The following is a 25,609-nucleotide window of genomic DNA, read 5'->3' as shown; positions in this document are numbered from 1 at the left end:
AAACTATGAATTTATTACATCGTCCGAGAAGAAATAGAAAAAGTGAAGCCATAAGGTCAATGGTAGCTGAAAATAGCATATCGGTTAATGATTTTATCTTTCCAATGTTTGTGACGGGAGGTACTGGTAAAAAAGAAGAAATTAAATCGATGCCTGGCATTTCTAGGTTTTCTTTGGACACACTTCTGATTGAATTAGAAGAAGTGGTGGCTTTAGGAATTAAATGTATTTGCCTTTTTCCTAATTATCCAGAGTCTAAAAAAGACAAATACGCTACGGAAAGCCATCAAGAAGGTACGCTTTATTTGGAAAGCTTAAGTGCCATAAAGGCAAAGTTTCCTGAACTAGCTATCATGACTGACGTAGCCATGGATCCTTATAGTTCTGATGGGCACGACGGCATAGTGGAAGATGGTAAAATCTTAAATGACGAAACCGTGGAGGTACTATGTAAAATGGCCGTGGCTCAGGCAAAAGCCGGTGCTGATATTATCGGTCCGTCAGACATGATGGATGGCCGAATAGAAGCCATAAGAAATGCATTAGATGCGGAGGGTTTTGAAGAGGTAAGTATTATGGCTTATACCGCTAAGTATGCTTCTGCGTTTTACGGTCCTTTTAGAGATGCATTGGAATCTGCTCCGAAATTCGGCGATAAAAAGACCTATCAAATGAATCCGGCTAACAGCAAAGAAGCTCTTTTAGAAGCGGAATTGGATATAAACGAAGGGGCTGATATGATAATGGTAAAGCCTGCATTTAGTTATTTAGATGTAATAAAATCGCTTAACGACAATTTCAGTATTCCGATAACGGCTTACAACGTATCAGGCGAATATGCCATGATAAAAGCTGCTGCAAATAATGGCTGGATTGACGGTGAAAAAGCAATGATGGAAATGCTGCTAAGTATGAAAAGGGCAGGTGCAAGCGTTATTTTGACCTATTTTGCTAAAGAGGCTGCAGCTGTTTTGAATAAAAATTAACGCCCAGCTATAGCCACAGTTTTTAGTATTTTCTCAATAATTTGTTCGGTAGTTACGCCGTCGGCGTCAGCTTCATAGTTTAAGATAATTCTGTGTCCAAAAACGTCTTTAGCCAGAGGCTTAATGTCTTCTGGCAATACATAATCTCTACCATCAAAAAAGGCTGTGGCTTTTGCCGCATTATAAAGAGCAATTCCAGCTCGTGGAGAAACACCAAACTGTACGTAATTTGCTTCTAATTCTAGTCCGTAGTCTGCTGGAAAACGAGTAGCAAAAACGAGCTCAATGATATATCTTTCTAACATATCAGAGATGTTTACCTTGTTTATTTCGCTTCGTATTTCAAGAATGTCTTCCGCCGTTAATATTTTTTGAGGTTCGTAATGCCAATCTAAATTGGTCATTCTTCTAATTACCTCTAATTCGCTGTTTTTGTCAAGGTAGTTAACAAAGACCTTCATCATAAACCTGTCAACCTGAGCTTCTGGTAAGGGGTAAGTTCCTTCTTGCTCAACTGGATTTTGCGTAGCCATTACTAAAAATGGACGGTCTAGCTGATAGGTTTCCGAGCCTATGGTCACTTGTTTTTCGGCCATGGCCTCTAGCAGGGCAGACTGAACCTTGGCAGGTGCTCGGTTAACCTCATCTGCCAGTATTAGTTGCGAAAAGATAGGTCCTTTTTTTACCTCAAAATCACCAGACTTTTGATTATAAATCATGGTTCCAATCAAATCGGCAGGCAATAAGTCAGGTGTAAATTGAAGTCGCTTGAAGCCAAGGTCTAAAACCTGAGCTAGTGTGTTAATAGTTTTAGTTTTGGCCAAACCCGGTACCCCTTCTAATAAAATGTGTCCTCCGGTAAAAAGTCCAATGAGAAGACGGTTGACTAAATAATCTTGTCCTACCACTACTTTTTGAACTTCTTCAAAAACGCTTCTTATCTTTTCCTGAAGGTGCTGGTTTTCTGCCATTGAAATCTTGAAATTTTGTGAAATTAATCAATTCGTTACTAAAAACGATATTGACTTAGCTTTTTGCGGTTACGAAGCGGTCTTTATCATAAAAATCTTTTATCAATTTAACATCTCTGAAACCTTCTTGGATAAAGACTTCTTTGGTTTCTTGACCTAAATAAGAGTTAATCTCAACGCAGATAAAGCCCTCTTTATTTAAATGTTTTTTGCCATATTTGGCTAGAGTTGTATAAAAAATTAAAGGATTCTCATCTTCAACAAAAAGAGCTAGTGCTGGCTCAAAGTCTAAAACGTTTTTAGACATTTCTTCCCGTTCAGAGTTCTTTATGTAGGGTGGGTTACTCACTATCATATCAAAGTTCCCTTCATCATAGCTTAGAAAATCTGCTTCTATAAAGGTTACATTTGCTTTTAAGTCTTCGGCATTTTGCTTCGCTATTTTAAGGGCGTTTTTAGAAACGTCTAGTGCACTTACAGTAGCATTCGGTATTTCTAAAGCTAGTGTTATGGCAATGCAGCCACTCCCAGTGCCAATGTCTATAATAGAGGGTTTAGGTGAGTCAAAATCTTTGACTAAATCAATGATCTCTTCGGTCTCTGGTCTTGGAATTAATACATCTTTTGAGACTTTGAACTTTCTGCTGCTAAAATAAGTAAAGCCCACTATTTGCTGAATTGGCTCTTGAGCATTTAACCTTTTTAATTGTCCTTCTAAAAGTTCTTGTTTAAGGTTGAATACCTTGTTTAGAAGTATATCTGTTTTGGTGATTCCGTACGCATCTTCCAATAAAATATAGGTAATAGCTTCTTTTTCGTCAATGTTTAATTGATTGATACAGAACCTGAAAATGTTATTTGCCTTAACTGTTGCCATTAAAAAAAGGGAAGGCATTAGCCTTCCCAAGTTTTTTATTTTCCTTTGAAAATGTCTTATAGGTTTCTTAACCAGATATTTCTAAACTGCGTTTTATTTCCATGGTCTTGAAGTGAAATCACGTCTGCACCATGAGCGTCCGTGTACATGTGCAATCCAATATAGTTAGTCAAGCCAGCTATTGTTGTATTGTTCTGAACCAAAACACCATTATGAAGCACTGTAATTCTTGCAGGAGCGTCCACTCTGCCATCCGGCTTAAACCTTACAGCAGTATATATAACATCATATGTGTTCCACTCTAATGGGCCACGCATTGCGTTTACCAAAGGAGCTACATCTTTATAAATGGCTCCAGCTTGTCCGTTACGGTAAGTTCTGTTTTGATAAGAATCTAAGATTTGAAGTTCATATCTGTTTTGAAGAAACAAGCCTGAGTTTCCTCTTCCTTGACTCACGCCTTCTACTTTATCAGGAGCAGAAAATTCTATGTGCAACTGAATGTCACTAAATTTCATTTTAGTTTGAATGCCACCAGAGCCAGGTTTAACCTCTAAGTGGTCGTTATTCACAATGGTCCAAGGTGCTGGTTTGGTAGCGTCTTTTGCACTTACCCATTGGTCTAAATTACTTCCGTCAAAAAGGATGACAGCGTCAGAAGGGGCATCTCCTAATTTCTTAGCAGGGGTAACTACTTGTACTTCTGGTTCCCAGATTTCTGTCATTTCAGGTTTCATCGGCATAGGAGATACTTCAGGCGGAGTGCTAGAATATTGTGCAAATCCGGTTATAGAAGTGGCCATTAAAGCCAGGCAAAGTATGTTTTGCTTACGTATCATAGGAATAGAGTTTTTGTTAAATTTTAAGGCTTCAAAGCTACAAAAGATTGTTTAATCTGTCACTAGATTTGTACGAGTCAAAAAGTCCTGAACACCTTTTCTACCACTTTCCATCATTAGTTTCTTTTCGTCTGGCAGTATTTTTCTAACCCTGGGGCTCATGCCCAAGTCGTTTATGAAAATGGTTCTGTGCACATCTTCTGGATGAGCAGGACTTACGTTTCTCATTAGAATGCTAGAAAGTGCTGAGACGTATGAATTAAAGTCCGTAATTTCATAAGGAGCTATACCACTTCCGTTTTTTACTTCTTGGTTTATTTGCTCCATTCGGTCTAAACGCAAACCTATAGTTTCTTTGTTGAAAACGTATTTTTCAGGGGAGGGCTGATTGCTCAGAAAACGAGTGTTATCAAATATTTCAATGGGGTAATTCATTAATATTCCACCATCTACAAAAAGGTGACACTTATCTTCGGCTGTTGGGTTTTCTATTATTTTTCCATCACAGTTTACCCATAAGGCTTTGTAATAAATAGGAATAGACATGGAAATTCTGACAGCATCAGCAATTCGCATATTAGGATAAGTTTCGTGCGAAAATATAACTGACTTCTGTTCTGTCAAATCTGCTCCCACCACATATAAATCTCTAAAAGGATACGTAGTTGATAATAAATGTAAGTCTTTGAATGTTAGGTTTCTATTTCCTGTCCTTTCAAATATTAACTGCTCCATGGTGGCTAAAAAACTATCTCCTTTAAACCAACCAAAATCATTAAAAAGCCTTTTGGTTCCTCGTGAGATAAATCCATCATCGTTAAATGATTCTACAGGAGTATTGGCAATTATGTCTGAAATTTCGGTAGCAGAATAGCCTACGGCCAATAAACTTGCTTGGATAGCTCCAGCGGAGGTTCCTGCCACGCGGACAATGTCTTTCAGAATGCCTTTTTCTTCTAATTCAAGCATGGCTCCTCCATAGGCTATGCCTTTTATTCCGCCACCTTCCATCACTAAGTTTTTATAATTGTACTTCTGGGCAGAGGCGGGGGCACTCGTAATGAAAAGGAGAAGGAAGAGTTTTTTAATGAAGTTCATATTCTCAATTAAACAATATCTTGCTATAATAATGTAATTCTATTAAAAAATGTTTCATGACTTAAAGCTACCTTTGTTAACGAAAGTATAAAGTAAAATCTATTTTAGTTTTATTCGGTTTTTGAACGCAAGTTTTGCAATTCAATATTTAATGAAAGTCTCTTTAATCACGGTCTGTTATAATTCTGTCAAAACTATTGGCCATACTATTGAAACGGTTTTAAGTCAAGACTATGATAATATTGAATATGTAGTTAAGGATGGCGGCTCATCTGATGGTACATTGGAATTGCTCTCAAAATATGAAGGACAAATCACAGTTGTTACAAAAGCTGATAAAGGTATTTATGATGCTATGAACCAGGGGCTTGAACTAGTCTCAGGTGATGTGATTGGAATAATTAATTCGGATGATTTTTTTCCAGATAATAGGGTTATTTCTAGGGTGGTAGCTGCGTTTGAAAGCTCTAGTGCAGGAGCTGTATATGGAGATTTAGAATATGTGGAAGCAGAAGACACATCTAAAATAACCAGAAAATGGCAAGCCAAATCCTACGATAAATCTAATTTTCTGAAAGGATGGATGCCGCCACACCCTACCTTTTTTCTAAAGAAAGAATATTACAATCAATTTGGTCTTTTCAAACCAGAGTTTAAATCAGCTGGCGATTATGAATTAATGCTTCGTATGCTTTATAAGGAAGGGATAAGTGCGAGTTATATTCCAAGCGTTCAAATGAAGATGAGAGCAGGAGGCGTAAGTAATGTTTCTTTGAAAAACAGAATAAGAGCCAATAAAGAGGACCGAAGAGCATGGAAGGTTAATGGCTTAAAACCAAAATGGTATACCCTTTGGCAAAAGCCTTTATCAAAAGTGTTTCAGTGGCTTAGTTAACCGAGAGTATCTTTACCTCTTTCCCTCTAAAGTTTACTTTTTCTCCTTTCTTTGCTCCTTTTAAAACTTCGCCAATAGGTGATAACAATGAAGTTAGCATTACCTTTTTCTTGTCAACTTCTAAAATTCCAGTACTAATACAAAGGAAAAATAGTCCCATGCTAGTTTCTACCAAAGAGCCTTGGCCAGCCAGTACAAAGACCTTTTCGGGATTAATACTTTCTAGAATATTCCAGTCTAAATTGGCTTCGTGCCATTGTCTGGAATATAAATTGAGGTCGTTGTGAGCCATGGCTCGGCTGGTTTCAAATTTGTCTCCAGCCGAGCTTTTGGTGTCTTCGTTTGCTGCGTTTTGTGCAGCTTCCATTGCTTTTTTTGCTTCGCTAAGTCTTATTTCAACTTTAGCTTTAGCTAGTTCTAGAAGTTTTCTCTTCACTTATCTTATTTGACCATTACCTCTTAAAACCCACTTTTCTGTTACCAGCTTTTCTAAAGCAAATGGTCCTCTTGCATGTAGTTTTTGAGTAGAAATTCCAATTTCAGCACCTAAACCAAATTCCTCTCCGTCGGTAAACCTGGTGGAGGCATTATGGTAAACAGATGCAGCATCTACATCACGTATAAATCTTTCTGCCAATTCCGTGTTAGCGGTAATAATAGCTTCAGAGTGACGAGACGAATTCTTTTCGATGTGCTCTAAAGCTTCATCAAAACCATCTACTACTTTAAAAGAGGCTTTAAAATCTAACCATTCTCTACCGAAGTCTTCAGGAGCTGCTTTTTGAAGTAATTCGTAACCATTCTCTTTAAAGGCTTTATAGCTTATTTCATCGGCATAAACTTCAACATTAAATTCTTTAAAGCCAGCTAAAACTTTTGGTATAAGTTCAGCAGCTATCTCTTTGTCCAGAATGGCTGTATCTAAAGAGTTACAAACCGAAGGACGAGTGACTTTAGCATTCACTATAATGGCAGCTGCCATGTCTAAGTCGGCTGTTTTTTCTACATAGGTATGACAAACTCCGGCACCAGTTTCAATAGTTGGAATCAAAGAATTGCTTCTTACAAAGTTTATTAAGCCTGCCGAACCCCTTGGGATAATTACATCCACATACTTTTCAGCTTTTAAAAGCTCATGTGTATAGGCTCTATCTGCTGGTAATAAAGTTACTGCCTCGGTAGGGATATTGAATGCTGTCAATACATCATGAATCAGCGAAACCAAAATGGTGTTAGAGAAATGTGCTTCTTTTCCACCTTTAAGTATTGCCGCATTTCCAGAACGTAAGCAAAGCGACGCTACATCGATAGTTACGTTTGGTCTCGACTCATATATAATACCGACCACACCTAGTGGATTGGCTATTTTTTCTAGTTCTAAGCCATTAGGGAGTGTTTTCTTCAATAAAACTTCTCCTACTGGGTCTTTTAAAGAGGCTACTACTCTAAGAGAATTAGCCAATCCTTGTATACGGGCATCCGTTAAGAGTAACCTGTCATACTTAGGATCTGAGGTTTCCATCCTGTCAAGATCCTTTTTGTTTTCAACTTTGATCTTGTCAACAGAAGCTTCAATCTTTTCTGCAAGACTTTTTAAAATGTCTCCTTTCTGCTCCGAACTCAATGACGCCAAACTCTTTGACGCTTTTCTACAATTGATAAAAATTTCTTCCAAAATGCTTTTTCTTTTTTTCAAAGGTCTTAAAAAATACTCGTTCATTTAAGGATAAGCCTTCATTTCTGAGATATGATTGCTATTTTTAAAGCAAATTTTACAGACCTAAATACCCTTTGCAATGTTTTCAGAAAAAGATCTTAGCCAAATAGCTAAAAGAGGAAGTGATTTAAAAATAGTGGAAGAGCAGATTGAAAACTTTAAAAATGGTTTTCCGTTTTTGAAAGTGAAAAAAGCTGCCACCATAGGTGATGGTCTTATAAAGCTAGAGAATAACGAAGTTAATGAGATGGTTGATTTCTTTGACCAGCAGGCTTCAAAAAAGAAATTATTAAAATTTGTGCCAGCCTCTGGAGCAGCATCTAGAATGTTTAAAACACTTTTTGCGGCAAAAGATGAAGGAAAGACTACTGAGGCGGTTGACACCTTTGTCAATGAGATTAATCGTTTTGCTTTTGCAGAAAGCCTTAAAAAAGTAACAGAAGGTAAAACCGACGCTCAAAGTTTATTAGAAGGCTTATTAAATCCAGAGGGTTTAGATTATGGCTCGTTGCCAAAAGGACTTTTAGAGTTTCATGAATATCCAGATGGAACTAGAACTGCAGTGGAAGAGCATATGGTGGAAGGTGCTTCTTATGCTAACAGAAATGGAAGAGTAAGATTACATTTTACTGTTTCACCTGAGCATAAAACTAGGTTCAAGGCTCTAATAACTGATGTGAAAAAGGCTTATGAAGAGAAATTTGGTGTACAGTTTCTATTCAGTTTCTCTGTTCAAAAGAAAAGTACAGACACTATTGCTGTCAATATGGATAATACGCCATTTAGGAAGGAAGACGGTTCTGTGCTTTTTAGACCTGCAGGCCACGGTGCTTTATTAGAAAACCTTAACGAGCAAGATGCCGATGTTATCTTTATTAAGAACATTGATAATGTAGTGCCAGACCATTTAAAGGAAGAAACAATAAAGTATAAAAAGGCTTTAGCAGGTTTACTTCTTTCCTATCAAAAGAAGCTTTTCAATTTTGCGAAACGTTTAGATAAAGATGAGGTTTCGGATTATACAAGACAGAAAGCCTTGAGCTTTTTGAAAAACGAACTGAGCGTGGTACCACCTAAAGGTTTCAGAAACTGGTCAAACGAAGATAAATTGGCTTACGCCAAGGAGAAAGTAAATAGACCTATTAGGGTGTGTGGTATGGTGAAGAATGTAGGTGAGCCAGGTGGAGGTCCTTTTTGGGCTCAAAATGCAGATGAATCTGTTTCTTTACAAGTAGTGGAGTCGGCTCAAATAAATTTTAATAGCAAGAGTCAGTCTGAAATCTTCCAAAATGCCACACACTTTAATCCAGTGGATTTAATAGTGTCAACTAAGGATTTTAAGAAAGAAAAGTTTGACCTTCTAACTTTTAGAGATTCAAAAACGGGATTTATAACAGAAAAGTCGCTGACTGGTAAAACTCTTAAAGCTCAGGAGCTTCCAGGTTTATGGAATGGAGCCATGGCAAATTGGAATACTTTGTTTGTTGAGGTACCATTGATAACTTTTAATCCTGTCAAAACAGTAAATGACCTCTTAAGAAAAGAGCATCAACCTAAATAAATAAGCTAAAATCAGGGGTTTATCTGTTTTAAATTGATTGTATTTTTTAAAGAATTGTACTTTTCGAAGAATTATTGCATTTAATTAATCTTTCTTTCAATTGTTCAATTTGGTTTTCCAACATTTGTAACGTAATAATTATTTAATCAATGGCTAAAAAGAAAGTTAGTTTTTCGTTGGCAGCAGAAATAGTAGGAGATGCTACTACTGGTGTTTTAGTAGGAGAGTTTAATAATTGGGACACTAGAAACGGTGTAGAACTTAAGAAAGCCAAAGACGGTTCATTAAGTTGTTCTGTTTCTTTAGAAACCGGTCAAACTTACCAATACAGATACCTTCTTGATGATGGTAGATGGGTTAATGATGGTAACGCTGACGATTATAGTTTTGTAGGTAGTTATCAAGTAGATAACTGTGTTATTTCAGTGCCAAAAACGGTAGCGAAGAAGACAACAAAGAAGGTAGCTGCGAAGCCAGCCGCTAAAACTACAAAACCTGTAGCAAAAGCTACTAAGCCTGCGGCAAAGGCGTCAAAACCAGCTGCAAAAACTACTAAGCCAGCAGCGAAAGCGAAGGCAGCTAGTTCGGCTAAATAGTCAAAGGTTTTGAGAATTTTTTTATAAGTTTTTAAGCTTGTAGAAAGTAAAAAAGATTTAAACATCGCTGAGTGAAAACAATTCAATAGAAATGTTCTTACCAGTCAGTTTTAAGACAAAGAATCTAGTATTAATCTTAGTTCGTCTTAAAAATGAAAGCGAAAATAATATTATTTCAATAGGGTTGAATATAAAATCCGGAGGCATTGCCTTCGGTTTTTTTTGTTTTAGGGTGTAGCTTTTATTCTGGTATGTATCTTTATTGGCAAAACAATATTGAAATACATGAAAAGGCTTCTTTCGTTTTTTCTTCTTTTAGTTTCTCTGGGCTGCGAAAAAGAGGCTCTTGTTTTTGAATATCGTATTAATGATAGCCTCAAAACTTATGTGAACACGTTTTACACAGAAGCTGAAAACAGAGGATTAAAGCTTCAGCGAGAAAATCTTATTGTAGATTTTGTGGATAGTCTTGAAGAAGACCGTTGTGGGCAATGCGAAAGACCAGCTGGAAATATGGAGCAGCAAAGGAGGGTATTGATTAGTTTGACCTCTGACTGCTGGTCCCAAGAACCTCAACAAAATAAAGAAGCCCTAGTTTTTCATGAGCTTGGGCACTGTTTATTAAATAGAGAGCATAAAGAGGTACTCTTTCCAAGTGGAGCTCCCCAAAGCATTATGACGTTAATTTTGGATGGACCATATCAGCCATGCGAATATGTAATAGGAGATAACCCTAGTGCTTGTAACAAAACCGTTCGTCGACAATATTATATTGATGAACTATTCAGTGAAAATATAGACACGATTCCAAGCTGGGCGAATTGAAATAATCGTATTTTAGAGTATTCAACCAATTATATAATAAATGAATTTTTCAAGAAAGAATTTCCTCAAGACGCTTGGAGTGGGTGCTTTGGGTTATAGCTCATTGTCATTCAGGTCTTTAAGTAAACCACCAGTTAGTGCTCATAAGCTTAGGGTGGGATTGGCTTCGTATACTTTAAGAAAGTATAGCCTAGATGAGCTTATTGATATATGCCAAAGATTAAATATTAAGGATGTAGCATTCAAAAGTTTCCATTTGCCTTATGAGTCTTCTGATGAGGAGTTAAGACAAATAACCGCTAAAGTTAAAGCTAGAGGTTTAAATCTTTATGGTGGAGGTGTGATGTATATGAAAACGCCAGAAGATGTTGACAAGTATTTTAACTATGCAAAGGCAGCTGGTCTTAAAATGATTATTGGTGCACCAAATCATGAGTTACTTCCTTTAATAGAGAATAAAGTAAAAGAAACAGACATTATTTTAGCTATTCACAATCATGGACCGGAGGATAAAATATTTCCCTCACCAGAAAGTGTTTACAATAAAATTAAGCACCTTGATAAGCGAATTGGTTTATGTATAGATGTAGGGCATACCTTTAGACTAAATTTAGACCCAGCTATGGAATTGAAAAAGTTTAAAGACCGGCTTTATGATGTTCATATTAAGGATGTAAATGAGCAGGTTCCTGATGGAAAAGTATTGGAAGTAGGACGTGGAAAAATGAATATACCAAGCATTTTGGCAGCCTTAAAAGAGATTAAGTATGATGGCGTGTTAGGTATGGAATATGAAAAAGATGCAGATCATGCTATGATTGGACTTGCGGAATCTGTAGGTTATGTAAGAGGTGTTATTGACATGGTTTAAGCCAAAACTTTTAACTTCTCTAAATAGGCCTGAATATCTTCTTCTACGTCCACATCGCTTAATACAGGCAATTGGGTGTAGGAGAGATGGTGTTTGTCAAAGGCTTCTAGGGCTTCATAGCAAACATGCTCATGAGACCATGTTTTATTTAGAAAAGTATCTCTTAAGACTGAAGCGGCACTTTGTCCTAGTTTTTCAAAATTGAAACCTATGCTGTAGTATCCGCCGTCTTTGGCTGGCCCTACAATGGTGTCATGTTTAGCTAATTCACTAAATGCTGAGTTTACAATGGTAGCATTTAATTCTAAGCAGTCGCTGCCTATTATTAAGGCTCTTTTGATACCTGAGTTAAGCAAGTGTTCAAAACTAGCAAGCATTTTGTTGCCTAAGTTCGGATTTGGATTTTGAAGATGTTTTATGAATTTTTTATTATCCCAAGCATCTGTTTTGTCAATAAATTGACTGTAGAAAAGATGCCGTTCGGCTTTGGTCTTTAGGGCAATTTCTCTAGTGTGTGCCAAAAGTTTAAGGTAAATTTCTAAGGCTTTTTCTTTACCGAGAGTAGCTGCAAGCCTTGTTTTAGCTTTACCTAATTCTGGATTTTTAATAAAAATAAGAAGGGCGTTTTCCAATACTGTTTAGTTTTGTAAGAGGTCTTGTTCAAATAAAATCAATAGAAATGCAAAAACATATCATATATACGGAAAAAGCACCAGAACCGATCGGACCGTATTCGCAAGCGGTTCTAATTAAAGATACACTTTATGCTTCAGGACAAATAGCTTATCAAGCTTCTTTGTCTGGAGATCTTGAATTAGAAACAGAGCAAGTTATGAAAAACTTGGAAGAAGTTTTAAAAGCTGCAGGGATGACATTTAATAATGTGGTGAAATGCAGCATATTTTTAAAGTCTATGGATTCATTTACTGTAGTGAATGAAATATATGGAAAATATTTTATAGAAAACCCGCCAGCCAGAGAAACGGTGGAAGTATCTAAGTTACCTAAAGACGTTAATGTTGAAATATCATTAATCGCAGTTTTATAATTTTATATTAATACCCATTGAAATGACAAATCGTAGAAAATTTATATCAAATTCGGCTCTTGTGGGAGGCGGACTTCTTTTAGGTGCAAATAAGGTTTTTGCAGAGACTCCTTTGAGTACATCAGATAAGCCTTTTAAATCTAATTTTGCACCGCACTTTGGAATGTTTAAAAATTCGGCTGGTGAAGATTATGTAGACCAGATAAAGTTCATGCATGAGAGAGGCTTTAGGGCTCTTGAAGATAATGGCATGATGGGCAAAAGTATCAAAGATCAAGAGCGAATAGCGAAAGAAATGTCTCGCTTAGGAATGCAAATGGGCGTTTTTGTAGTTGCTTTTGATAATTGGCCACTTTCCACAAGTCTAGCTTCTGGAGATATGGAGTGGAAAGAAACTTTTTTAAAAAAATGTAGAGAGGCTGTACCAGTGGCTAAGCGAGTTAATGCAAAGTGGATGACTGTGGTGCCAGGTAATTATGACAGAAGCCTGCCTATGGGTATTCAAATGGCCAATGTGATTGATGCCCTAAGAAGAGCTGCTGATATTTTTGAACCGCATGGTTTGACTATGGTTTTAGAACCACTTTCCGATACACCTGATTTGTTCATGCGTACTTCAGATCAGACATTTTTGCTTTGTAAGGCGGTTAATAGTCCGTCATGTAAAATTCTTTTTGACATGTGGCACATGCAGAGAAATGAAGGTCGTCTTCAAAGAAACATGGATCTTACTTGGGATGAAATAGGGTATTTTCAAATTGGCGATGAGCCGGGAAGAAAAGAGCCTACTACTGGTGAAATAAACTACAAACACCTTTTTAAGCATATTCATGAGAAAGCCGCAAAGGATGGTCAAAAGCTAGTTTTAGGAATGGAACATGGTAATTTTTATGGAGGAAAAGAGGGCGAAGAGAAGTTAATAGCCGCTTACAGGTGGTCAGACGATTTTTGATAACCTATTTTTTAATAAAATAAAGGGGTACTAAATATTTCCATCTTAAATTTGGGAAAAATCATCGAAACATATGCAAAATATACTACTTAACTGTCATCATTATTTAGCTTTTATCGCTTTAACCTTAATTGCGTGGGCTACTATAAACGGAATAATAGGCAACATGTCTGAAAAGGTATGGGAGCCTAAACATCAAAAAGTTAATCTTTTTGCTTTGATAGCCACGCATACTATGCTTCTTCTGGGCGTGGTGTTATTAGGAATGGCTATGGCTAATGCAGATATGGGTGAAATTATGAAAAACGCTGTGGCTAGAAAGCAGTATGTGGAGCATCCAATGATGGGGATATTAGCGGCTGTTTTTGTAACCATTGGTAATGCAAAAAGCAAGAAAGGCGTAGGTAACGGAAAACGCTTTAAGTCAAGCATGATTTTTTATGGCATAGCATTGATTCTTGTATTGAGTCGTTTGCCATTTGAGAAGTTATTTTAAATGAATGTGGTCCTCTTTGATGGTGTTTGCAACCTATGTAATGGGTTTGTCAATTTCATTATTGACCATGATAAAGATAATAAATTTAAGTTCGCTTCGCTCCAATCTCGTTTTGCTCAAGATCTGATTGGCGACAAGTTTTCAGATATGTCTACCGTGGTATACTATGATGGAAACAAGTTTTATGAGAAGTCTGAAGCGGTTCTTGAGATAGCAAAACAGCTACCTATCTTACGATGGGTAGCTGTTTTTTCTATAATACCTAAGTTTGTAAGAGACGGTGTTTACATGTTTATTTCAAGAAATCGATATTCCATTTTTGGAAAGTCGGAAACATGCCGAGTACCTACGCCAGAGCTAAAAGAGAAGTTTTTAGAATAAATTTCTTAAGATTTCTGGTAGTTTATGGCATTCATTAGTTCTTCCATGTTACTATCACTTACAGGAATGTCAAATTTGTCAATAGTGATTCTATGGTTTCGGATGCTCTGAATTTTATCCAAATTGACTATATAAGACTTCTGTACTCGCATGAAATTACCTGGAAGTCTTTCTTCAATTCCCTTTAATGTAGACTTGGTAAGGATTGGTCTTGTTTGCGTAGTAATGAATATCTTGATATAATCTTTAAGCCCTTCAATGTGTGTAATATCATTGAAAATGATTTTGACCAATGAATATTCTACATTCACAAAAAATGATTCAGGCTCTTGAATAGCAAGCGTTCCGTCTGTGGCGGGTAAGCTACTAGATGGTTTGTTCTTCTTGAAAAGATCCAATGCTTTGTGAGCGGCTTTTGAAAACCTATCGAAACTTACGGGCTTCATTAAATAGTCTACCACGTCAAGGTTGTAGCTTTCTACGGCGTAATTATCATATGCCGTAACCAAAATCACCAAAGGTTTGTCTTTAAGACTAGCAAGGAATTTTGTTCCTAGCATTCCAGGCATTTGAATGTCAAGAAACATTAAGTCGATTTTGTTCTCTTGCAGAGCCTCCATGGCTTCGTAAGGGTTTTTGCACACCTTTACAAGGTTAAGGAAAGGCACTTGTTCTATGTTTTCTTGCAGCAGTTTTCTCGCTAGATTTTCATCATCTACAGCAATGCAATTTAATTTACTTACCGACATTTTATTTTCTTTATCGTTTTAAACTAATTTTTAATCTAACGGTAAACTCACCATCACTATCAGAAATTTCAAGACTATGTTTTTCTGGATATAAAAGCTCTAGTCTTCTCCTGACATTTTTAAGGCCTATACCTGAGCTGAAATCTTTTTGGTCAGTAGTTTCCGGCCCTATAAGGTTCCTTACCTCAAATATAAGATCTGTTTGGTCATAATTAAGGTCAATCTCTATTTTAGGGTCTATAACCATTCCAACGCCGTGTTTAAAAGCATTTTCAACAAACGGAATTAGAAGCATAGGCTCAATAGTAAGACTACTGTCGTTACCAGAAATTTTTACTGTAATGTTTACATCATCGCCATATCTTACCTTCTGTAAGTCAATATAGTTTTTTAAGTAATCTACCTCTTTACTAACGGGAACTTGCTTCGTGTCAGTTTCATAGAGCATATACCTAATTAATTCTGATAGCTGTATTGTAACACTTTCTGCAAGGTCCGATTTTGACCTAATTAGATAGACAATGCTGTTTAAGACATTGAAAATAAAGTGCGGGCTAATCTGAGAACGAAGAAAAGATAGTTCGGATCTTAATCTTTCTTGGTTTTCTTCTCTTCTAAGGCTCTCCTGTTCCATATAGGCGGTTACTAGGCCATAGCCAGTACCTAAAGCGGCCACAAAAATTACAGGGAAAAATATGAAGAAAGTGTAGCTGTTTTTATAATCAGGATTTACCCAAACTTTAATATAACTTTCAGCAAAAATGAAAGTCAAACATATTACGGTAAGGATAATTAAGTAAGTGGTTACCCCGTTTTTTCTGAAGACTTTAGGGATTAGGTAATGAACAATGAAATAAAAGAGTGGTATTTCTACCATTCTTACTACAAATAACATTTTCAAAAATATAACAGATGCAGGATTGTCATAATCCGTATTAATGAGGGGATATCCTATCCAGATAGCCCACATGAATACTTGAAAAAGTATTTTATAGAAGCCTTCGTTATTTTTAGGTCTTAGGTTTATTGTCATCGTAATGCGTAAAGCAAAGCTTTAGTTTTTTGAAAACCAAGAATGCGGGCTATTAAAATGCTTTGTGAAGATGTACCTCTGTTTCTTGTAGAAAAGTCATTTTACTATCATACGCTGCCGTTTGGTCGCCAAAATTATACTTTTTAACGATTTTGATGCGAGGGTTTACGTATAGAGTTTATATTTGTGCGATTTTATAAGTTATAGCACATGAAAATACTTCTTTAATATTCCTTTTATGGATTATTAGGCCATTGGAGATGGCAGTTTTAATTAGACCTGATTTAGATTGGGATTGTTGAGGTATGTTCTTTTAAACTTGTAAATTGCAGAAGAAAATTTAGGTATAATATATAAATAGTTTATTATAAGATCTTACTATAATCTGCCAAACTAGAATTATTGAATTTAGGATAAACATCTAATATTGGTCAAGACATATTCATGAAAATGGAGAGTTGCATGTTAGAAATAAAGAAATAGCGGTTTACAGAAATTGTGAATTTAGCGAAGAGCAAAAATAAAAGGGGTTTTATTTTTAAGGGGGTTACTCTAAGGGTGACCTCCTTTTTTATATAAAGGTGTTTTTTTTATCAAAACCGCATACGGTATAACGCTCCCATCTAGCTTACGTTTAGGTGAGAGAGTTAGGGATAAATATCAGAAATGATTTATTTTTTTTCTTTAAGTGTATACTTGAAGTTCAAACCTATGATGTCTGAATGTTTTAGGCTCTCGGAGTTTGTAGTGTTTTCGAAGCCATAAAAGGCTTTGATTTTTCCATTCTGTCCTATTTTATAAGAAGTGCCCAAGGTTAGCCTGTATTTGTCTATTTGGCTTTCATTGAGTGGAGAAAATACTTCTCCAGACAGCTCGGGGTCAAGTTTCCAATTTTTAAAATTATAGTCTAAAGATAGTTTTAATCTCGTTACTGCTTCGTTAAGGTTGTCGCTGTTTAGTTCTTTTTTATTCTGATAACGAAGCCTATACTTTAACTCAAATTTGTCAATTTTATGTTTATATGATGCATCAAATTGATATCGTATGTGGTTCTCATAACCTTGTATTTTACCATTTGTATCATTTGATCTTATGAATCTAAATCCAGTGTCAATGCTGAAGTCTTTCCATAGCTCATATTTTCCAGATAGTTCGGTGAAATAGGAATCTATGGTAGAGCTGTTTTCCTTTAATCTTAATTGCTCTTCGAGGTTCAAGCTAAATTTGGGAGTTATTTCATATTCAAATTCTAGTGAAGACCAAGTTTCTAAATCTTGGACTCTAACTGCTTCTTCGGTTTGAGCAAATATTGCAAATGGAAGAAAAACGAATATTATGACTTGTAGGTTCTTGTTCATTATTTATTTCTGGTGAATAGAATAGTTATCTCTGCAGTGTCTTTTAAGAAATCTATGGCGTCTATCTGTATTTTGTTTATAAGTAAGCCTGTTCTGTTTTCTAGGTCTGTCTTAAGTAATTGGTGATTTTCAGGTTTAACATTTTCTATTTTTTCGTAAAGAATTGTTTTACTCTCCTCATTATTCACTCGCCATAACCTTTCCATGATATAAATGGCACCTACTATGAGAATGTTGCCAGCCATAATTTCAGCATAGCTCATTTTTTGGTTAGCAAGTGAATTGATTACAGACACCCCAATTACCACAAAAAGGTAAGTCATTTCTTTAATAGGAATGGCATCTGTTCGGTAACGTATGATTCCAAAAATGGCAAAGAGACCTAAGGCCATACCTATGTCTAATTCATATTTTTTTAGTGTAAAGCATAAGAAGAAGACTATAATGGCAATCATATAGTAAGTGAAAAGGTAATCTTTCCTCTCACTGGATTTGAAGTATAAACCTCTAATGATGATACTAAGAAAGGAGATGTTAATTGTGAATCGGAACATCATTTTAAAGAAGTCGTCATCAAAAAGAGGGATTTCGAGAAATTCCATATTTAGGCTGTTAGTTTTTGTATTTGAAGTAATTTTTCTTTGAAAGTGTTGTATTTGATATCATTGTATAGGCTAATCATACCTAGACAATATTTACTGATGCGGCTGGGCAGTATATGGCGTATTTTAAGAGCCTGATAGATTGGGGAATTACGGTTAACACCTTCTTGTTTAATTTCTATTATAGCAAGGCGGTCATAGGTTTTCTCTTTGTATTCATTGAGAAAGTTTAGGTTGAAATCTATGGTTGCTCGTTCTTTATGGGTTTTACTAACTAAGGTGATTCTGTTAAACTTGTTTTCTAAAATAGGGGATAGTTGAAAGGTTTGATTTGTGGTTTCTTCAATAAAGTTCTTAGACCGTTCGGTAAGTTTTTCTTCAAAACCTTTTATTCCTATACGACTTTTTTTCGTCATACCTTTTCCGTTTTTTCTCTTGACCTCTAGAAAATGAAGGTTTGATTCTACGTAATTGCGTATCCTGACTTTTATTCTATTGACTTTTCCATTGTGGTGCCATTGATAAAAGGCATGTTCAGGAGTGTCATAGTAAAGAGAGTTGTAGGTCATTAGGCGATTTTGATTCACCTCCAAGACCCTATATTTATCTGATAGGGAACTCAAGATTCCTAAAACCTGGTTTTTGGGAAGAATGAATTTTGTATCTGACCTATTCATTAGAGAAACGTCATCCATTTCTATAAGTGATATAGGTCGAAACTTTTCGACGACTTTTATTATTGCTTGATTCATATACTTATGTAGACGACAAAACTGCAGGAAATGTAGACATCACCTGATACGAATCAAGAAAAAAATAGTGTAGCCAGGGAAGTTTGTTCTGTTTACTTCCTGTAGGGGTGTTTTAGTTATGATTTGAAGAGTTTCAGCTTTTATTTGCTTTGCTAAATAGAGAATCTACAAATTCGGTTTTATTAAAAACCTGCAAGTCTTCCATTTTCTCTCCAACACCGATGTATTTAACTGGTATTTTGAATTCATCTGAAATCCCAATCACAACGCCGCCTTTGGCTGTTCCATCTAGTTTTGTGATAGCTAAAGAGTTTATTTCAGTAACCTTAGTGAATTCTCTTGCTTGAATAATAGCGTTTTGACCGGTACTACCGTCCAAAACAAGCATGATTTCATGAGGAGCTTCAGGAAGAACCTTTTGCATCACACGTTTTATCTTGCCTAATTCTTTCATTAGGTTAACTTTAGTGTGAAGTCTACCTGCAGTATCAATTATGATCACATCCGCCTGTTGCTCAATACCAGCTTTAACGGCATCATACGCTACAGAAGATGGATCGGTATTCATGCCGTGGTCGATAACTGAAACACCTACACGCTCTCCCCAAAGTTTTAATTGGTCTACAGCGGCCGCTCTGAAAGTGTCGGCAGCTCCTAAGACTACTTTCTTTCCATTTTTTTGAAAGTTGTAAGCTAGTTTTCCAATGGTCGTAGTTTTTCCTACACCATTTACACCTACTACCATTAATACATAAGGTTTTGGAAGATTATCTGTTTCAAAACTATTTTGAACGTCTTGAGAATTATTTTCTTCTAATAAGGCAGCAGTTTCTTCTCTTAAAATTTTATCAAGTTCGTTTACAGAAGTGTACTTGTCATCAGCTACTCTATTCTCAATTCTCTTTATGATGTTGAGCGTGGTGTCAATTCCAACATCTGATGAAATTAAAATTTCTTCTAGTTCATCTAAAACATCCTCATCTACAGTAGACTTACCTATAACAGCACGGCTTAACTTATCAAAGATTCCAGTCTTAGATTTTTCAAGACTTTTATCTAAAGTTTGCTTTTTTTCTTTATTGAAAAGATTAAAAATTCCCATGTAGGTTTTCTTATGGTTTAAGAGGTTAATTCACAAATTTAAAAGCTTTTAGCTTTCTCTATTGCTTTTATAACACCTAAGATTCAAAAAAAGATTCAGCAGTAGAAGCTGGAATTCGTATTGGCTTCATTTTTTTTGCGTCAAGAGCTATCCAAAGTGTGGATGCTTTTACCAAAAGCTCATCTCCTCTTTTGATTTGGTAGTGTCTTTCGGAGCTAACTTGTGTAAAGTTAGAAACCCAGGTGTTAACTATTAATTGGTCTGCTTCGTGAGCCGGTTTGAAATATTCTATTTCGTGTTTTCTTACCACCCATCTTATAGCTTCTGCTATTTCTTTTGGAGCGGTGCTATACCAATGGTGTATGGCGGCCTCTTGTAAATAGCTTAGGTAAACCACGTTGTTAACATGGTTTAGCTCGTCAAGGTCTTCTTTCTTGACTAGAATGGGATGGGGAAATATTTTTGGAATTGGCATGATTGAGAACACAAAAAGCCTATCCGAAAACGGACAGGCTCAATATATAAGCGATTTAAAAAGTCTTACGACTTCATGTATGCTTCTACCTGGTCTGCAGGTACCATTTCTTCTTTGAAGGTATAAGCTCCAGTCTTAGGAGATCTTACAGCTTTTACTACTTTAGCAAAACTTCTAAGCTTGGATTTATCTTGCAGGGTTGCAACTACTTTCTTTGCCATGATTAATTATATTTAACTGGTTTTACTTAATTTCTTTATGAACAGTATATTTTCTCATTACAGGATTGTATTTTTTTAATTCCAATCTTGTAGTAGTGTTCTTACGGTTCTTTGTGGTAATATACCTTGACATTCCTGCCATGCCAGATTCTTTGTGTTCTGTGCACTCTAAAATTACCTGAACTCTGTTACCTTTTTTAGCCATCGCTTTATCTTATTAAAATATCTTTGTCCTCAAACGGGGCTGCAAAGATAATTATATTTTACTTTTAGACAAATTAACTCTTGAAATATTCTCGAGTTTTTAAAAGCTTGCTATTCTGAACCTTATGGCCTGAATATATTTGCTTTAAAAGACTGTTTTTAGAAAGGAAGATCATCCTCACCTTCTAAGGCTGCAGGTATTTCAACTGGAGCACTTGCTGGACCTTCTGGAGGTGCTGAGGCAGCTTGTCCTTCTAGTTTCCAGGCTCTCACGTCTGTATACCATCTTCCGTTATATTCTCTGCTTTCTACTTCTATAGAGGCAGTTACAGTGGTTCCAGCTTTGATTAAGTTTTCGTTTATTTTGTCTCCCCACATAGAAACACAAACTTTTTTAGGGTATGTTCCTTCTGTTTCAATAACAAAGTCTTGCTTTCTCCAAGTACCGTTTTTTCCTTCGCCTGATTGTAATGGTAGAACTTGAACTATATTTCCGCTAATTTCCATTTCGAACTTTTAGTATAGATTTTTAATTAAATTGAGCACAAAGTTAGAAAATATGACTTCCAAAACCGAATGAATTTAAGTGGTTTCTGAATTTATTGAACGTATTGCCCTTTTACAGGCTCATAGGAATGATAAATTTCCGGAAGGAATGTTTGAGTCTTTTCGTGAGAATAAGTTTTGGCTGTATAATAGGTCAGATTCTAATATTTTCGGAACAGTTTCTGTTGCTTACATTTTGAAAAGTTTGAAGCCTCTGGTTTCAGAATTAGATGGTAATGAGATTGATAAGGTCATTGATAAAGCCAAAAAGTCTTTTGACCTTTATCAAAATAAGGATGGTCTTAAAACCTATAATTTTTGGCAAACGAAACCTTCGCAGCATTTCCCGAATGGGTATTTAATGAAACGCTACAAGCATTTTAAACTACCAGATGATATTGATGATACCGCTTTGGTTTACATGACTAACGGATACAATAAAAAAGAGGATATCAATTGGTTAAAAGAAAAGCTAAAGCAACATGCTTTTCCTGATAATGTTTATAGTACTTGGTTTGGGTTGAAAATGCCTTTAGAAAAAGATGTTTGTGCTTTATGTAATTTAATGTGTCTTCTTTTAGAATCTAAAATAGGTTTGAATACAAACGATACGGCAACAATTGATTTTTTAAACAAGGCAGTTTTGTCAAAGGAGTTTTTAAAAAACACATTTTGGATTTCTCGGCATTACGCCACTGTTTCACTTATTATTTATCATTATGCAAGGTTACTTGGAGCTTTTGACATAGAAGAAATGATGGAAGCTAAAAAGATATTAATAGGGGAGATTGAAAATAGTTTTGATAAAGAAACTGTGTGGATGAACAAGGTTTTGCTGCAAACGGCATATTTGAAATTGAATAAAAGTGGTAAAGATTATTTACTGAACTGGAACTGTTTAAGTAAATCTAAAAGCACTCAAAAAGGGTTCTATTCTTTTATAGGGGCACCATTTGCACCCTTAAAGAGCAAGTATTTAAAGAACCTGGGTTCTATGAAGTTTCTTCAAATAGGGTGGAAATGTGAGGCACATGAGTTGGCTTTAGTTTTAGAAAACTTAGTTTTACGTGAAAATTACCTGAACGGGAAAATTTGATTAATATGAAAAAAGGAAACCCTGAATCTCAACCGAATAATCCACTTCATGGTGTAAGACTAGACTTTATGCTTGATACCTTGGTAGACCATTTTGGGTGGGGTGGACTGGGGAAAATTATTAAGATTAACTGTTTCAATAATAATCCTACAATGAAGTCTTCTTTGACGTTTCTTAGAAAGACTGATTGGGCAAGAAAAAAGGTGGAAGACCTATATTTAGAAGTGGCGTCAAGGGAATAATAAATTAAAATACTTAGCATTATTAGCTTTAGCTGAGCTCTTTGTTTTCAATTTGGTTAACTTTGCGAATTATCAGAAATCAAACCAGAATTCGTGGCATTATCAGATATTGAACTAACAGGACATGAGCAAATAGAAGTCTATGGAGCTCGGGAGCATAATCTTAAAAATATTGATGTAACTATTCCAAGAAATAAGCTTGTTACCGTAACTGGTATTAGTGGTTCTGGGAAGTCTTCGTTGGCATTTGATACTATTTATGCCGAAGGTCAAAGGCGTTACATGGAGAGTTTTTCGGCTTATGCTAGAAGCTTTATTGGCGATATGGAGCGTCCTGATGTTGATAAAATCAACGGACTTTCTCCCGTTATTAGCATTGAACAAAAAACTACATCTAAAAACCCACGCTCTACGGTGGGTACTACTACAGAGATTTATGATTTTCTGAGACTACTTTTTGCAAGAGCTGGCATAGCCTACAGTTATGTGACTGGTAAACCAATGATTAAGCAGTCGCAAGACCAAATTGTAGAAAAAATATTAGAGGAATATGCCGGTCAAAAACTAAGTCTTTTAGCTCCAGTAGTAAAAGGAAGAAAAGGCCATTACAGAGAGCTTTTTGTTCAAATTAGAAAAATGGGCTACTCTAAAGTAAGGGTAGATGGCGAGGTGATGGATTTGACCCCAAAAATGCAGCTGGATAGGTACAAGATTCACGACGTGGAGATAGTCGTGGATAGGATTTTACCCAAAAACGAAGACAGATATAGAATTAGTCAATCTGTAGGTACCGCTTTAAAAGTAGGTAAAGGGGCTATGCTTTTGCTCAATGAAAAGGATGAGGTTCAGTACCTTTCTCAAAATTTAATGGATCCTGAGTCTGGGATTAGTTACGAGAAGCCGTCTCCAAATTCATTTTCTTTTAATTCTCCTTATGGCTCTTGCCCTACATGTAATGGTATGGGAGAGGTTAATGAAATTACAGAAGAGTCTATAATTCCAGATAGAAAACTGAGCATTAGCAGAGGTGGCATAGTGGCACTAGGAGAGTACAGGGAGTTGTGGATTTTTAAGCAAATTTCGGTTATTCTAAAAAAGTATAAGGCCAATATAAGTACGCCAATAGAAAAGATTCCTGAAGATGCCATGAAGGTTATCTTATACGGCAGTGATGAGCCAGTGGCTGTGCCATCAAAAAAATACCCAGGAGAAGATTGGAACACAAATTTTGAAGGAATAATCAATTTTCTGAAGCGGCAACAAGAGTCAGATAATGACAAAATAGGAGACTGGCTAAAAGATTTCATGCTAATTAAAACTTGTCCTGACTGTGAAGGTGCACGGTTGAAAATAGAGTCAAGGCATTTTAAAGTTAGTGATAAAAATATTTCAGAATTGGCTGAAATGGATGTCTCTGATTTGGCTGCTTGGTTTGAAAATATAGAAGTTAATCTTACAGATAAGCAAAATCAAATAGCCGTTGAAATCTTAAAAGAGATTAGGAAGAGAATTGGCTTTTTGAATGGAATTGGACTTGATTATTTGACTTTGAACAGGCCGATTCGTTCGCTGTCAGGTGGTGAAGCTCAAAGAATTAGATTAGCTACGCAAATAGGGACACAATTAGTAGGGGTACTTTATATTATGGATGAGCCAAGTATTGGTTTACATCAGCGTGATAATGTGAAATTAATTAAGGCTCTTAAAGATTTAAGAGACTTGGGTAATACAGTACTAATAGTGGAGCATGATAAAGATATGATGCTGGAGTCGGATTACATTATAGATGTAGGTCCTGGTGCAGGAAGGCATGGAGGTAGAATAGTAGGGCAAGGAACACCAGAAGAATTCCTCAAAAACGGTAGCAAAACGGCTGAGTTCTTGAGTGGTAGAATAAATATTGAAGTTCCTAAAGAAAGAAGGGAAGGGAGTGGTGAAAGTTTAGTACTCAAAGGAGCTGAAGGTAATAATTTACAAAATGTAGATCTCAAAATTCCTTTAGGGAAGATGGTATGCGTAACTGGTGTGAGTGGTAGTGGAAAGTCTTCACTTATACATGATACATTGTTTCCGATATTGAATAGACATTTTTATAGAGCTAAAAGAGAGCCTTTAGAGCATAAAAAAGTAACGGGTTTAGAGCATCTAGATAAAGTAATAGAGGTAGACCAATCACCTATAGGAAGAACGCCAAGAAGTAATCCGGCTACCTATACAGGAATGTTTACAGATATCCGTTCGCTTTTTGCAGATTTACCAGAATCAAAGATTCGTGGTTATAAACCTGGTCGTTTTTCATTTAACGTAAAGGGTGGAAGATGCGAAACCTGCCAAGGTGGCGGCATGAAGAAAATAGAAATGGATTTCTTGCCAGATGTTCATGTAGAATGTGAAACCTGCAAAGGGAAAAGGTTCAATAGAGAAACTTTGGAAGTAAGATTTAAAGGGAAATCAATTTCTGATGTTTTAGACATGACAGTGGAAGAGGCTTTGATTTTTTTTGAGAAACAACCCCGTATAAGTAGAAGGGTTCAAACACTTTATGACGTAGGTTTAGGTTATATAACGCTAGGTCAACATGCTACTACCCTGTCTGGAGGGGAAGCCCAGCGAGTGAAGCTATCGGAAGAGCTTTCTAAAAGGGATACAGGAAAGACTATTTATATTCTTGATGAACCTACTACTGGTTTACATTTTCAAGATATTCAGAAGCTCTTAGATGTACTGCAAAAACTAGCAAACAAAGGTAACACTGTCTTAATTATTGAACACAATATGGATGTTATCAAAGTAGCGGACCATATTATTGATATGGGGCCTGAAGGTGGTGTTAGAGGTGGTTTTGTTGTTGCTGAAGGAACCCCAGAAAAAGTAGCCAAAGTTAAAGGAAGTCATACTGGGTTTTATTTGGCGAAGGAGCTTTGAATTATTTTTTTAGATTTTTATTGAGTGGTTATAAGGTTGTTAATAGACAAAATTTTTATGTAGCACATGTTTGTAAGTATTTAATAGTAAGTGTATTGTTTTGTTATTTGCTTGTTTTGGTAGTGCAATGAAATATCTGTAAAGTATATAGGTAGCGGGTTTATGGTAGAGACGAGCCTTAGAGTTTTGCC

The 25,609-nt window shown here is 36.0% G+C and carries 30 protein-coding genes; 13 read left to right on the top strand and 17 right to left on the bottom strand.

Annotation, left to right across the window (positions count from 1 at the left end; genetic code table 11):
* Window positions 1-5 precede the first annotated feature (5 nt).
* The gene (hemB, locus tag AADJ06_RS16570; RefSeq protein WP_341227600.1) at window positions 6-986 is read left to right on the top strand and encodes a porphobilinogen synthase; all 981 of its coding nucleotides are present in this window, start codon (window positions 6-8) and stop codon (window positions 984-986) included.
* On the opposite strand, the gene AADJ06_RS16565 is transcribed toward hemB, so the two are convergent.
* The 4 genes from AADJ06_RS16565 to AADJ06_RS16550 are packed head-to-tail and all read right to left on the bottom strand — an operon-like array spanning window position 983 to window position 4,771.
* On the bottom strand, window positions 983-1,957 hold the full coding sequence (locus AADJ06_RS16565; RefSeq protein ID WP_341227599.1) for a MoxR family ATPase: 975 nt from the start codon (window positions 1,955-1,957) through the stop codon (window positions 983-985). The genes hemB and AADJ06_RS16565 overlap by 4 nt on opposite strands.
* A 55-nt stretch (window positions 1,958-2,012) precedes the next feature.
* Window positions 2,013-2,834, bottom strand: coding sequence for a peptide chain release factor N(5)-glutamine methyltransferase (gene prmC, locus AADJ06_RS16560; RefSeq protein WP_341227598.1), 822 nt, complete (start codon window positions 2,832-2,834; stop codon window positions 2,013-2,015).
* A 56-nt stretch (window positions 2,835-2,890) separates the two neighbouring features.
* Complete coding sequence (locus AADJ06_RS16555) at window positions 2,891-3,673, bottom strand: DUF1080 domain-containing protein (protein WP_341227597.1); 783 nt, start codon at window positions 3,671-3,673, stop codon at window positions 2,891-2,893.
* A gap of 51 nt (window positions 3,674-3,724) precedes the next feature.
* On the bottom strand, window positions 3,725-4,771 hold the full coding sequence (locus AADJ06_RS16550; protein ID WP_341227596.1) for a patatin-like phospholipase family protein: 1,047 nt from the start codon (window positions 4,769-4,771) through the stop codon (window positions 3,725-3,727).
* A 151-nt stretch (window positions 4,772-4,922) separates the two neighbouring features.
* Here AADJ06_RS16550 and AADJ06_RS16545 point away from each other — a divergent pair, with 151 nt between their 5' ends.
* A complete protein-coding gene (locus AADJ06_RS16545) occupies window positions 4,923-5,666 on the top strand; it encodes a glycosyltransferase family 2 protein (protein ID WP_341227595.1) in 744 nt (247 codons plus the stop codon).
* Here AADJ06_RS16545 and AADJ06_RS16540 read toward each other — a convergent pair.
* Both AADJ06_RS16540 and AADJ06_RS16535 read right to left on the bottom strand, forming a co-directional pair.
* On the bottom strand, window positions 5,659-6,102 hold the full coding sequence (locus tag AADJ06_RS16540; protein WP_341227594.1) for a transcription elongation factor: 444 nt from the start codon (window positions 6,100-6,102) through the stop codon (window positions 5,659-5,661). The two genes, AADJ06_RS16545 and AADJ06_RS16540, sit on opposite strands and share 8 nt — an antisense overlap.
* The gene (locus AADJ06_RS16535) at window positions 6,103-7,341 is read right to left on the bottom strand and encodes a glutamate-5-semialdehyde dehydrogenase (RefSeq protein WP_341227593.1); all 1,239 of its coding nucleotides are present in this window, start codon (window positions 7,339-7,341) and stop codon (window positions 6,103-6,105) included.
* 121 nt (window positions 7,342-7,462) lie between these two features.
* Here AADJ06_RS16535 and AADJ06_RS16530 point away from each other — a divergent pair, with 121 nt between their 5' ends.
* The 4 genes from AADJ06_RS16530 (at window position 7,463) to AADJ06_RS16515 (ending at window position 11,236) form a co-directional block, all read left to right on the top strand.
* Window positions 7,463-8,944, top strand: coding sequence for a DUF4301 family protein (locus AADJ06_RS16530; protein WP_341227592.1), 1,482 nt, complete (start codon window positions 7,463-7,465; stop codon window positions 8,942-8,944).
* A 149-nt stretch (window positions 8,945-9,093) separates the two neighbouring features.
* Entirely contained in the window at window positions 9,094-9,540 is a 447-nt protein-coding gene (locus AADJ06_RS16525) for an isoamylase early set domain-containing protein (RefSeq protein WP_341227591.1), read from the top strand.
* A 285-nt stretch (window positions 9,541-9,825) separates the two neighbouring features.
* Window positions 9,826-10,365, top strand: coding sequence for a putative metallopeptidase (locus AADJ06_RS16520; RefSeq protein WP_341227590.1), 540 nt, complete (start codon window positions 9,826-9,828; stop codon window positions 10,363-10,365).
* Window positions 10,366-10,405: 40 nt separating this feature from the next.
* Window positions 10,406-11,236, top strand: coding sequence for a sugar phosphate isomerase/epimerase (locus tag AADJ06_RS16515; protein WP_341227589.1), 831 nt, complete (start codon window positions 10,406-10,408; stop codon window positions 11,234-11,236).
* Here the strand turns inward: AADJ06_RS16515 and AADJ06_RS16510 are convergent.
* Entirely contained in the window at window positions 11,233-11,868 is a 636-nt protein-coding gene (locus AADJ06_RS16510; protein WP_341227588.1) for a TIGR04282 family arsenosugar biosynthesis glycosyltransferase, read from the bottom strand. The genes AADJ06_RS16515 and AADJ06_RS16510 overlap by 4 nt on opposite strands.
* A gap of 47 nt (window positions 11,869-11,915) precedes the next feature.
* Between AADJ06_RS16510 and AADJ06_RS16505 the strand changes: the two genes are divergently transcribed.
* From AADJ06_RS16505 to AADJ06_RS16490, 4 genes are all read left to right on the top strand, one after another.
* On the top strand, window positions 11,916-12,284 hold the full coding sequence (locus AADJ06_RS16505) for a Rid family detoxifying hydrolase (RefSeq protein ID WP_341227587.1): 369 nt from the start codon (window positions 11,916-11,918) through the stop codon (window positions 12,282-12,284).
* Window positions 12,285-12,306: 22 nt separating this feature from the next.
* Window positions 12,307-13,236, top strand: a complete 930-nt coding sequence (locus AADJ06_RS16500) for a TIM barrel protein (RefSeq protein WP_341227586.1) — start codon at window positions 12,307-12,309, stop codon at window positions 13,234-13,236.
* A gap of 73 nt (window positions 13,237-13,309) precedes the next feature.
* Window positions 13,310-13,732, top strand: coding sequence for a hypothetical protein (locus AADJ06_RS16495; protein ID WP_341227585.1), 423 nt, complete (start codon window positions 13,310-13,312; stop codon window positions 13,730-13,732).
* Window positions 13,733-14,113 carry a DCC1-like thiol-disulfide oxidoreductase family protein gene (locus AADJ06_RS16490; protein WP_341227584.1) on the top strand — a complete coding sequence of 127 codons (381 nt, stop codon included), beginning with the start codon at window positions 13,733-13,735 and terminating at the stop codon, window positions 14,111-14,113. It abuts the gene before it with no gap.
* A 5-nt stretch (window positions 14,114-14,118) separates the two neighbouring features.
* Here the strand turns inward: AADJ06_RS16490 and AADJ06_RS16485 are convergent, their stop codons facing one another.
* From AADJ06_RS16485 to AADJ06_RS16440, 10 genes are all read right to left on the bottom strand, one after another.
* Window positions 14,119-14,862 carry a LytTR family DNA-binding domain-containing protein gene (locus AADJ06_RS16485; protein WP_341227583.1) on the bottom strand — a complete coding sequence of 248 codons (744 nt, stop codon included), beginning with the start codon at window positions 14,860-14,862 and terminating at the stop codon, window positions 14,119-14,121.
* Between the two features lie 10 nt (window positions 14,863-14,872).
* A complete protein-coding gene (locus tag AADJ06_RS16480; protein WP_341227582.1) occupies window positions 14,873-15,895 on the bottom strand; it encodes a histidine kinase in 1,023 nt (340 codons plus the stop codon).
* Window positions 15,896-16,566: 671 nt separating this feature from the next.
* Window positions 16,567-17,253 (bottom strand): DUF2490 domain-containing protein, encoded by a 687-nt coding sequence (locus tag AADJ06_RS16475; RefSeq protein WP_341227581.1) that lies wholly within the window; start codon window positions 17,251-17,253, stop codon window positions 16,567-16,569.
* Window positions 17,253-17,855, bottom strand: coding sequence for a DUF4956 domain-containing protein (locus AADJ06_RS16470; protein ID WP_341227580.1), 603 nt, complete (start codon window positions 17,853-17,855; stop codon window positions 17,253-17,255). The genes AADJ06_RS16475 and AADJ06_RS16470 overlap by 1 nt, the downstream gene beginning before the upstream one ends.
* 2 nt (window positions 17,856-17,857) lie before the next feature.
* Window positions 17,858-18,532, bottom strand: coding sequence for a polyphosphate polymerase domain-containing protein (locus AADJ06_RS16465; RefSeq protein ID WP_341227822.1), 675 nt, complete (start codon window positions 18,530-18,532; stop codon window positions 17,858-17,860).
* Window positions 18,533-18,740: 208 nt separating this feature from the next.
* Complete coding sequence (gene ftsY, locus AADJ06_RS16460) at window positions 18,741-19,709, bottom strand: signal recognition particle-docking protein FtsY (RefSeq protein ID WP_341227579.1); 969 nt, start codon at window positions 19,707-19,709, stop codon at window positions 18,741-18,743.
* 76 nt (window positions 19,710-19,785) lie between these two features.
* Entirely contained in the window at window positions 19,786-20,184 is a 399-nt protein-coding gene (locus AADJ06_RS16455; protein WP_341227578.1) for a thioesterase family protein, read from the bottom strand.
* Between the two features lie 65 nt (window positions 20,185-20,249).
* A complete protein-coding gene (locus AADJ06_RS16450; RefSeq protein WP_341227577.1) occupies window positions 20,250-20,405 on the bottom strand; it encodes a DUF4295 domain-containing protein in 156 nt (51 codons plus the stop codon).
* Window positions 20,406-20,427: 22 nt separating this feature from the next.
* Entirely contained in the window at window positions 20,428-20,610 is a 183-nt protein-coding gene (gene rpmG / locus AADJ06_RS16445) for a 50S ribosomal protein L33 (protein WP_341227576.1), read from the bottom strand.
* Window positions 20,611-20,768: 158 nt separating this feature from the next.
* Window positions 20,769-21,116 carry a DUF3127 domain-containing protein gene (locus AADJ06_RS16440; protein ID WP_341227575.1) on the bottom strand — a complete coding sequence of 116 codons (348 nt, stop codon included), beginning with the start codon at window positions 21,114-21,116 and terminating at the stop codon, window positions 20,769-20,771.
* Between the two features lie 79 nt (window positions 21,117-21,195).
* Between AADJ06_RS16440 and AADJ06_RS16435 the strand changes: the two genes are divergently transcribed.
* The 3 genes from AADJ06_RS16435 to uvrA all read left to right on the top strand — a co-directional run bounded on the left by AADJ06_RS16435 (window position 21,196) and on the right by uvrA (window position 25,418).
* Window positions 21,196-22,251: a hypothetical protein gene (locus tag AADJ06_RS16435; RefSeq protein WP_341227574.1), complete on the top strand. Its 1,056-nt coding sequence runs from the start codon at window positions 21,196-21,198 to the stop codon at window positions 22,249-22,251.
* Window positions 22,252-22,256: 5 nt separating this feature from the next.
* Window positions 22,257-22,493, top strand: a complete 237-nt coding sequence (locus AADJ06_RS16430) for a VF530 family protein (protein ID WP_341227573.1) — start codon at window positions 22,257-22,259, stop codon at window positions 22,491-22,493.
* Between the two features lie 93 nt (window positions 22,494-22,586).
* Entirely contained in the window at window positions 22,587-25,418 is a 2,832-nt protein-coding gene (uvrA, locus tag AADJ06_RS16425; protein WP_341227572.1) for an excinuclease ABC subunit UvrA, read from the top strand.
* Window positions 25,419-25,609: the final 191 nt, after the last annotated feature.

Source organism: uncultured Arcticibacterium sp. (genome assembly GCF_964021845.1).
GTDB lineage: Bacteria > Bacteroidota > Bacteroidia > Cytophagales > Spirosomataceae > Arcticibacterium.
Note: the sequence above shows the minus strand (reverse complement) of the source record. Positions and strands in the feature narration are given on the sequence as shown.

Coding starts and splice junctions, on each gene's coding strand:
- hemB (WP_341227600.1), top strand. CDS start 6: ATGAATTTATTACATCGTCCGAGAAGAAATAGAAAAAGTGAAGCCATA.
- AADJ06_RS16565 (WP_341227599.1), bottom strand. CDS start 1,957: ATGGCAGAAAACCAGCACCTTCAGGAAAAGATAAGAAGCGTTTTTGAA.
- prmC (WP_341227598.1), bottom strand. CDS start 2,834: ATGGCAACAGTTAAGGCAAATAACATTTTCAGGTTCTGTATCAATCAA.
- AADJ06_RS16555 (WP_341227597.1), bottom strand. CDS start 3,673: ATGATACGTAAGCAAAACATACTTTGCCTGGCTTTAATGGCCACTTCT.
- AADJ06_RS16550 (WP_341227596.1), bottom strand. CDS start 4,771: ATGAACTTCATTAAAAAACTCTTCCTTCTCCTTTTCATTACGAGTGCC.
- AADJ06_RS16545 (WP_341227595.1), top strand. CDS start 4,923: ATGAAAGTCTCTTTAATCACGGTCTGTTATAATTCTGTCAAAACTATT.
- AADJ06_RS16530 (WP_341227592.1), top strand. CDS start 7,463: ATGTTTTCAGAAAAAGATCTTAGCCAAATAGCTAAAAGAGGAAGTGAT.
- AADJ06_RS16525 (WP_341227591.1), top strand. CDS start 9,094: ATGGCTAAAAAGAAAGTTAGTTTTTCGTTGGCAGCAGAAATAGTAGGA.
- AADJ06_RS16520 (WP_341227590.1), top strand. CDS start 9,826: ATGAAAAGGCTTCTTTCGTTTTTTCTTCTTTTAGTTTCTCTGGGCTGC.
- AADJ06_RS16515 (WP_341227589.1), top strand. CDS start 10,406: ATGAATTTTTCAAGAAAGAATTTCCTCAAGACGCTTGGAGTGGGTGCT.
- AADJ06_RS16505 (WP_341227587.1), top strand. CDS start 11,916: ATGCAAAAACATATCATATATACGGAAAAAGCACCAGAACCGATCGGA.
- AADJ06_RS16500 (WP_341227586.1), top strand. CDS start 12,307: ATGACAAATCGTAGAAAATTTATATCAAATTCGGCTCTTGTGGGAGGC.
- AADJ06_RS16495 (WP_341227585.1), top strand. CDS start 13,310: ATGCAAAATATACTACTTAACTGTCATCATTATTTAGCTTTTATCGCT.
- AADJ06_RS16490 (WP_341227584.1), top strand. CDS start 13,733: ATGAATGTGGTCCTCTTTGATGGTGTTTGCAACCTATGTAATGGGTTT.
- AADJ06_RS16485 (WP_341227583.1), bottom strand. CDS start 14,862: ATGTCGGTAAGTAAATTAAATTGCATTGCTGTAGATGATGAAAATCTA.
- AADJ06_RS16480 (WP_341227582.1), bottom strand. CDS start 15,895: ATGACAATAAACCTAAGACCTAAAAATAACGAAGGCTTCTATAAAATA.
- AADJ06_RS16475 (WP_341227581.1), bottom strand. CDS start 17,253: ATGAACAAGAACCTACAAGTCATAATATTCGTTTTTCTTCCATTTGCA.
- AADJ06_RS16470 (WP_341227580.1), bottom strand. CDS start 17,855: ATGGAATTTCTCGAAATCCCTCTTTTTGATGACGACTTCTTTAAAATG.
- AADJ06_RS16465 (WP_341227822.1), bottom strand. CDS start 18,532: ATGAATAGGTCAGATACAAAATTCATTCTTCCCAAAAACCAGGTTTTA.
- ftsY (WP_341227579.1), bottom strand. CDS start 19,709: ATGGGAATTTTTAATCTTTTCAATAAAGAAAAAAAGCAAACTTTAGAT.
- AADJ06_RS16455 (WP_341227578.1), bottom strand. CDS start 20,184: ATGCCAATTCCAAAAATATTTCCCCATCCCATTCTAGTCAAGAAAGAA.
- AADJ06_RS16450 (WP_341227577.1), bottom strand. CDS start 20,405: ATGGCAAAGAAAGTAGTTGCAACCCTGCAAGATAAATCCAAGCTTAGA.
- rpmG (WP_341227576.1), bottom strand. CDS start 20,610: ATGGCTAAAAAAGGTAACAGAGTTCAGGTAATTTTAGAGTGCACAGAA.
- AADJ06_RS16440 (WP_341227575.1), bottom strand. CDS start 21,116: ATGGAAATTAGCGGAAATATAGTTCAAGTTCTACCATTACAATCAGGC.
- AADJ06_RS16430 (WP_341227573.1), top strand. CDS start 22,257: ATGAAAAAAGGAAACCCTGAATCTCAACCGAATAATCCACTTCATGGT.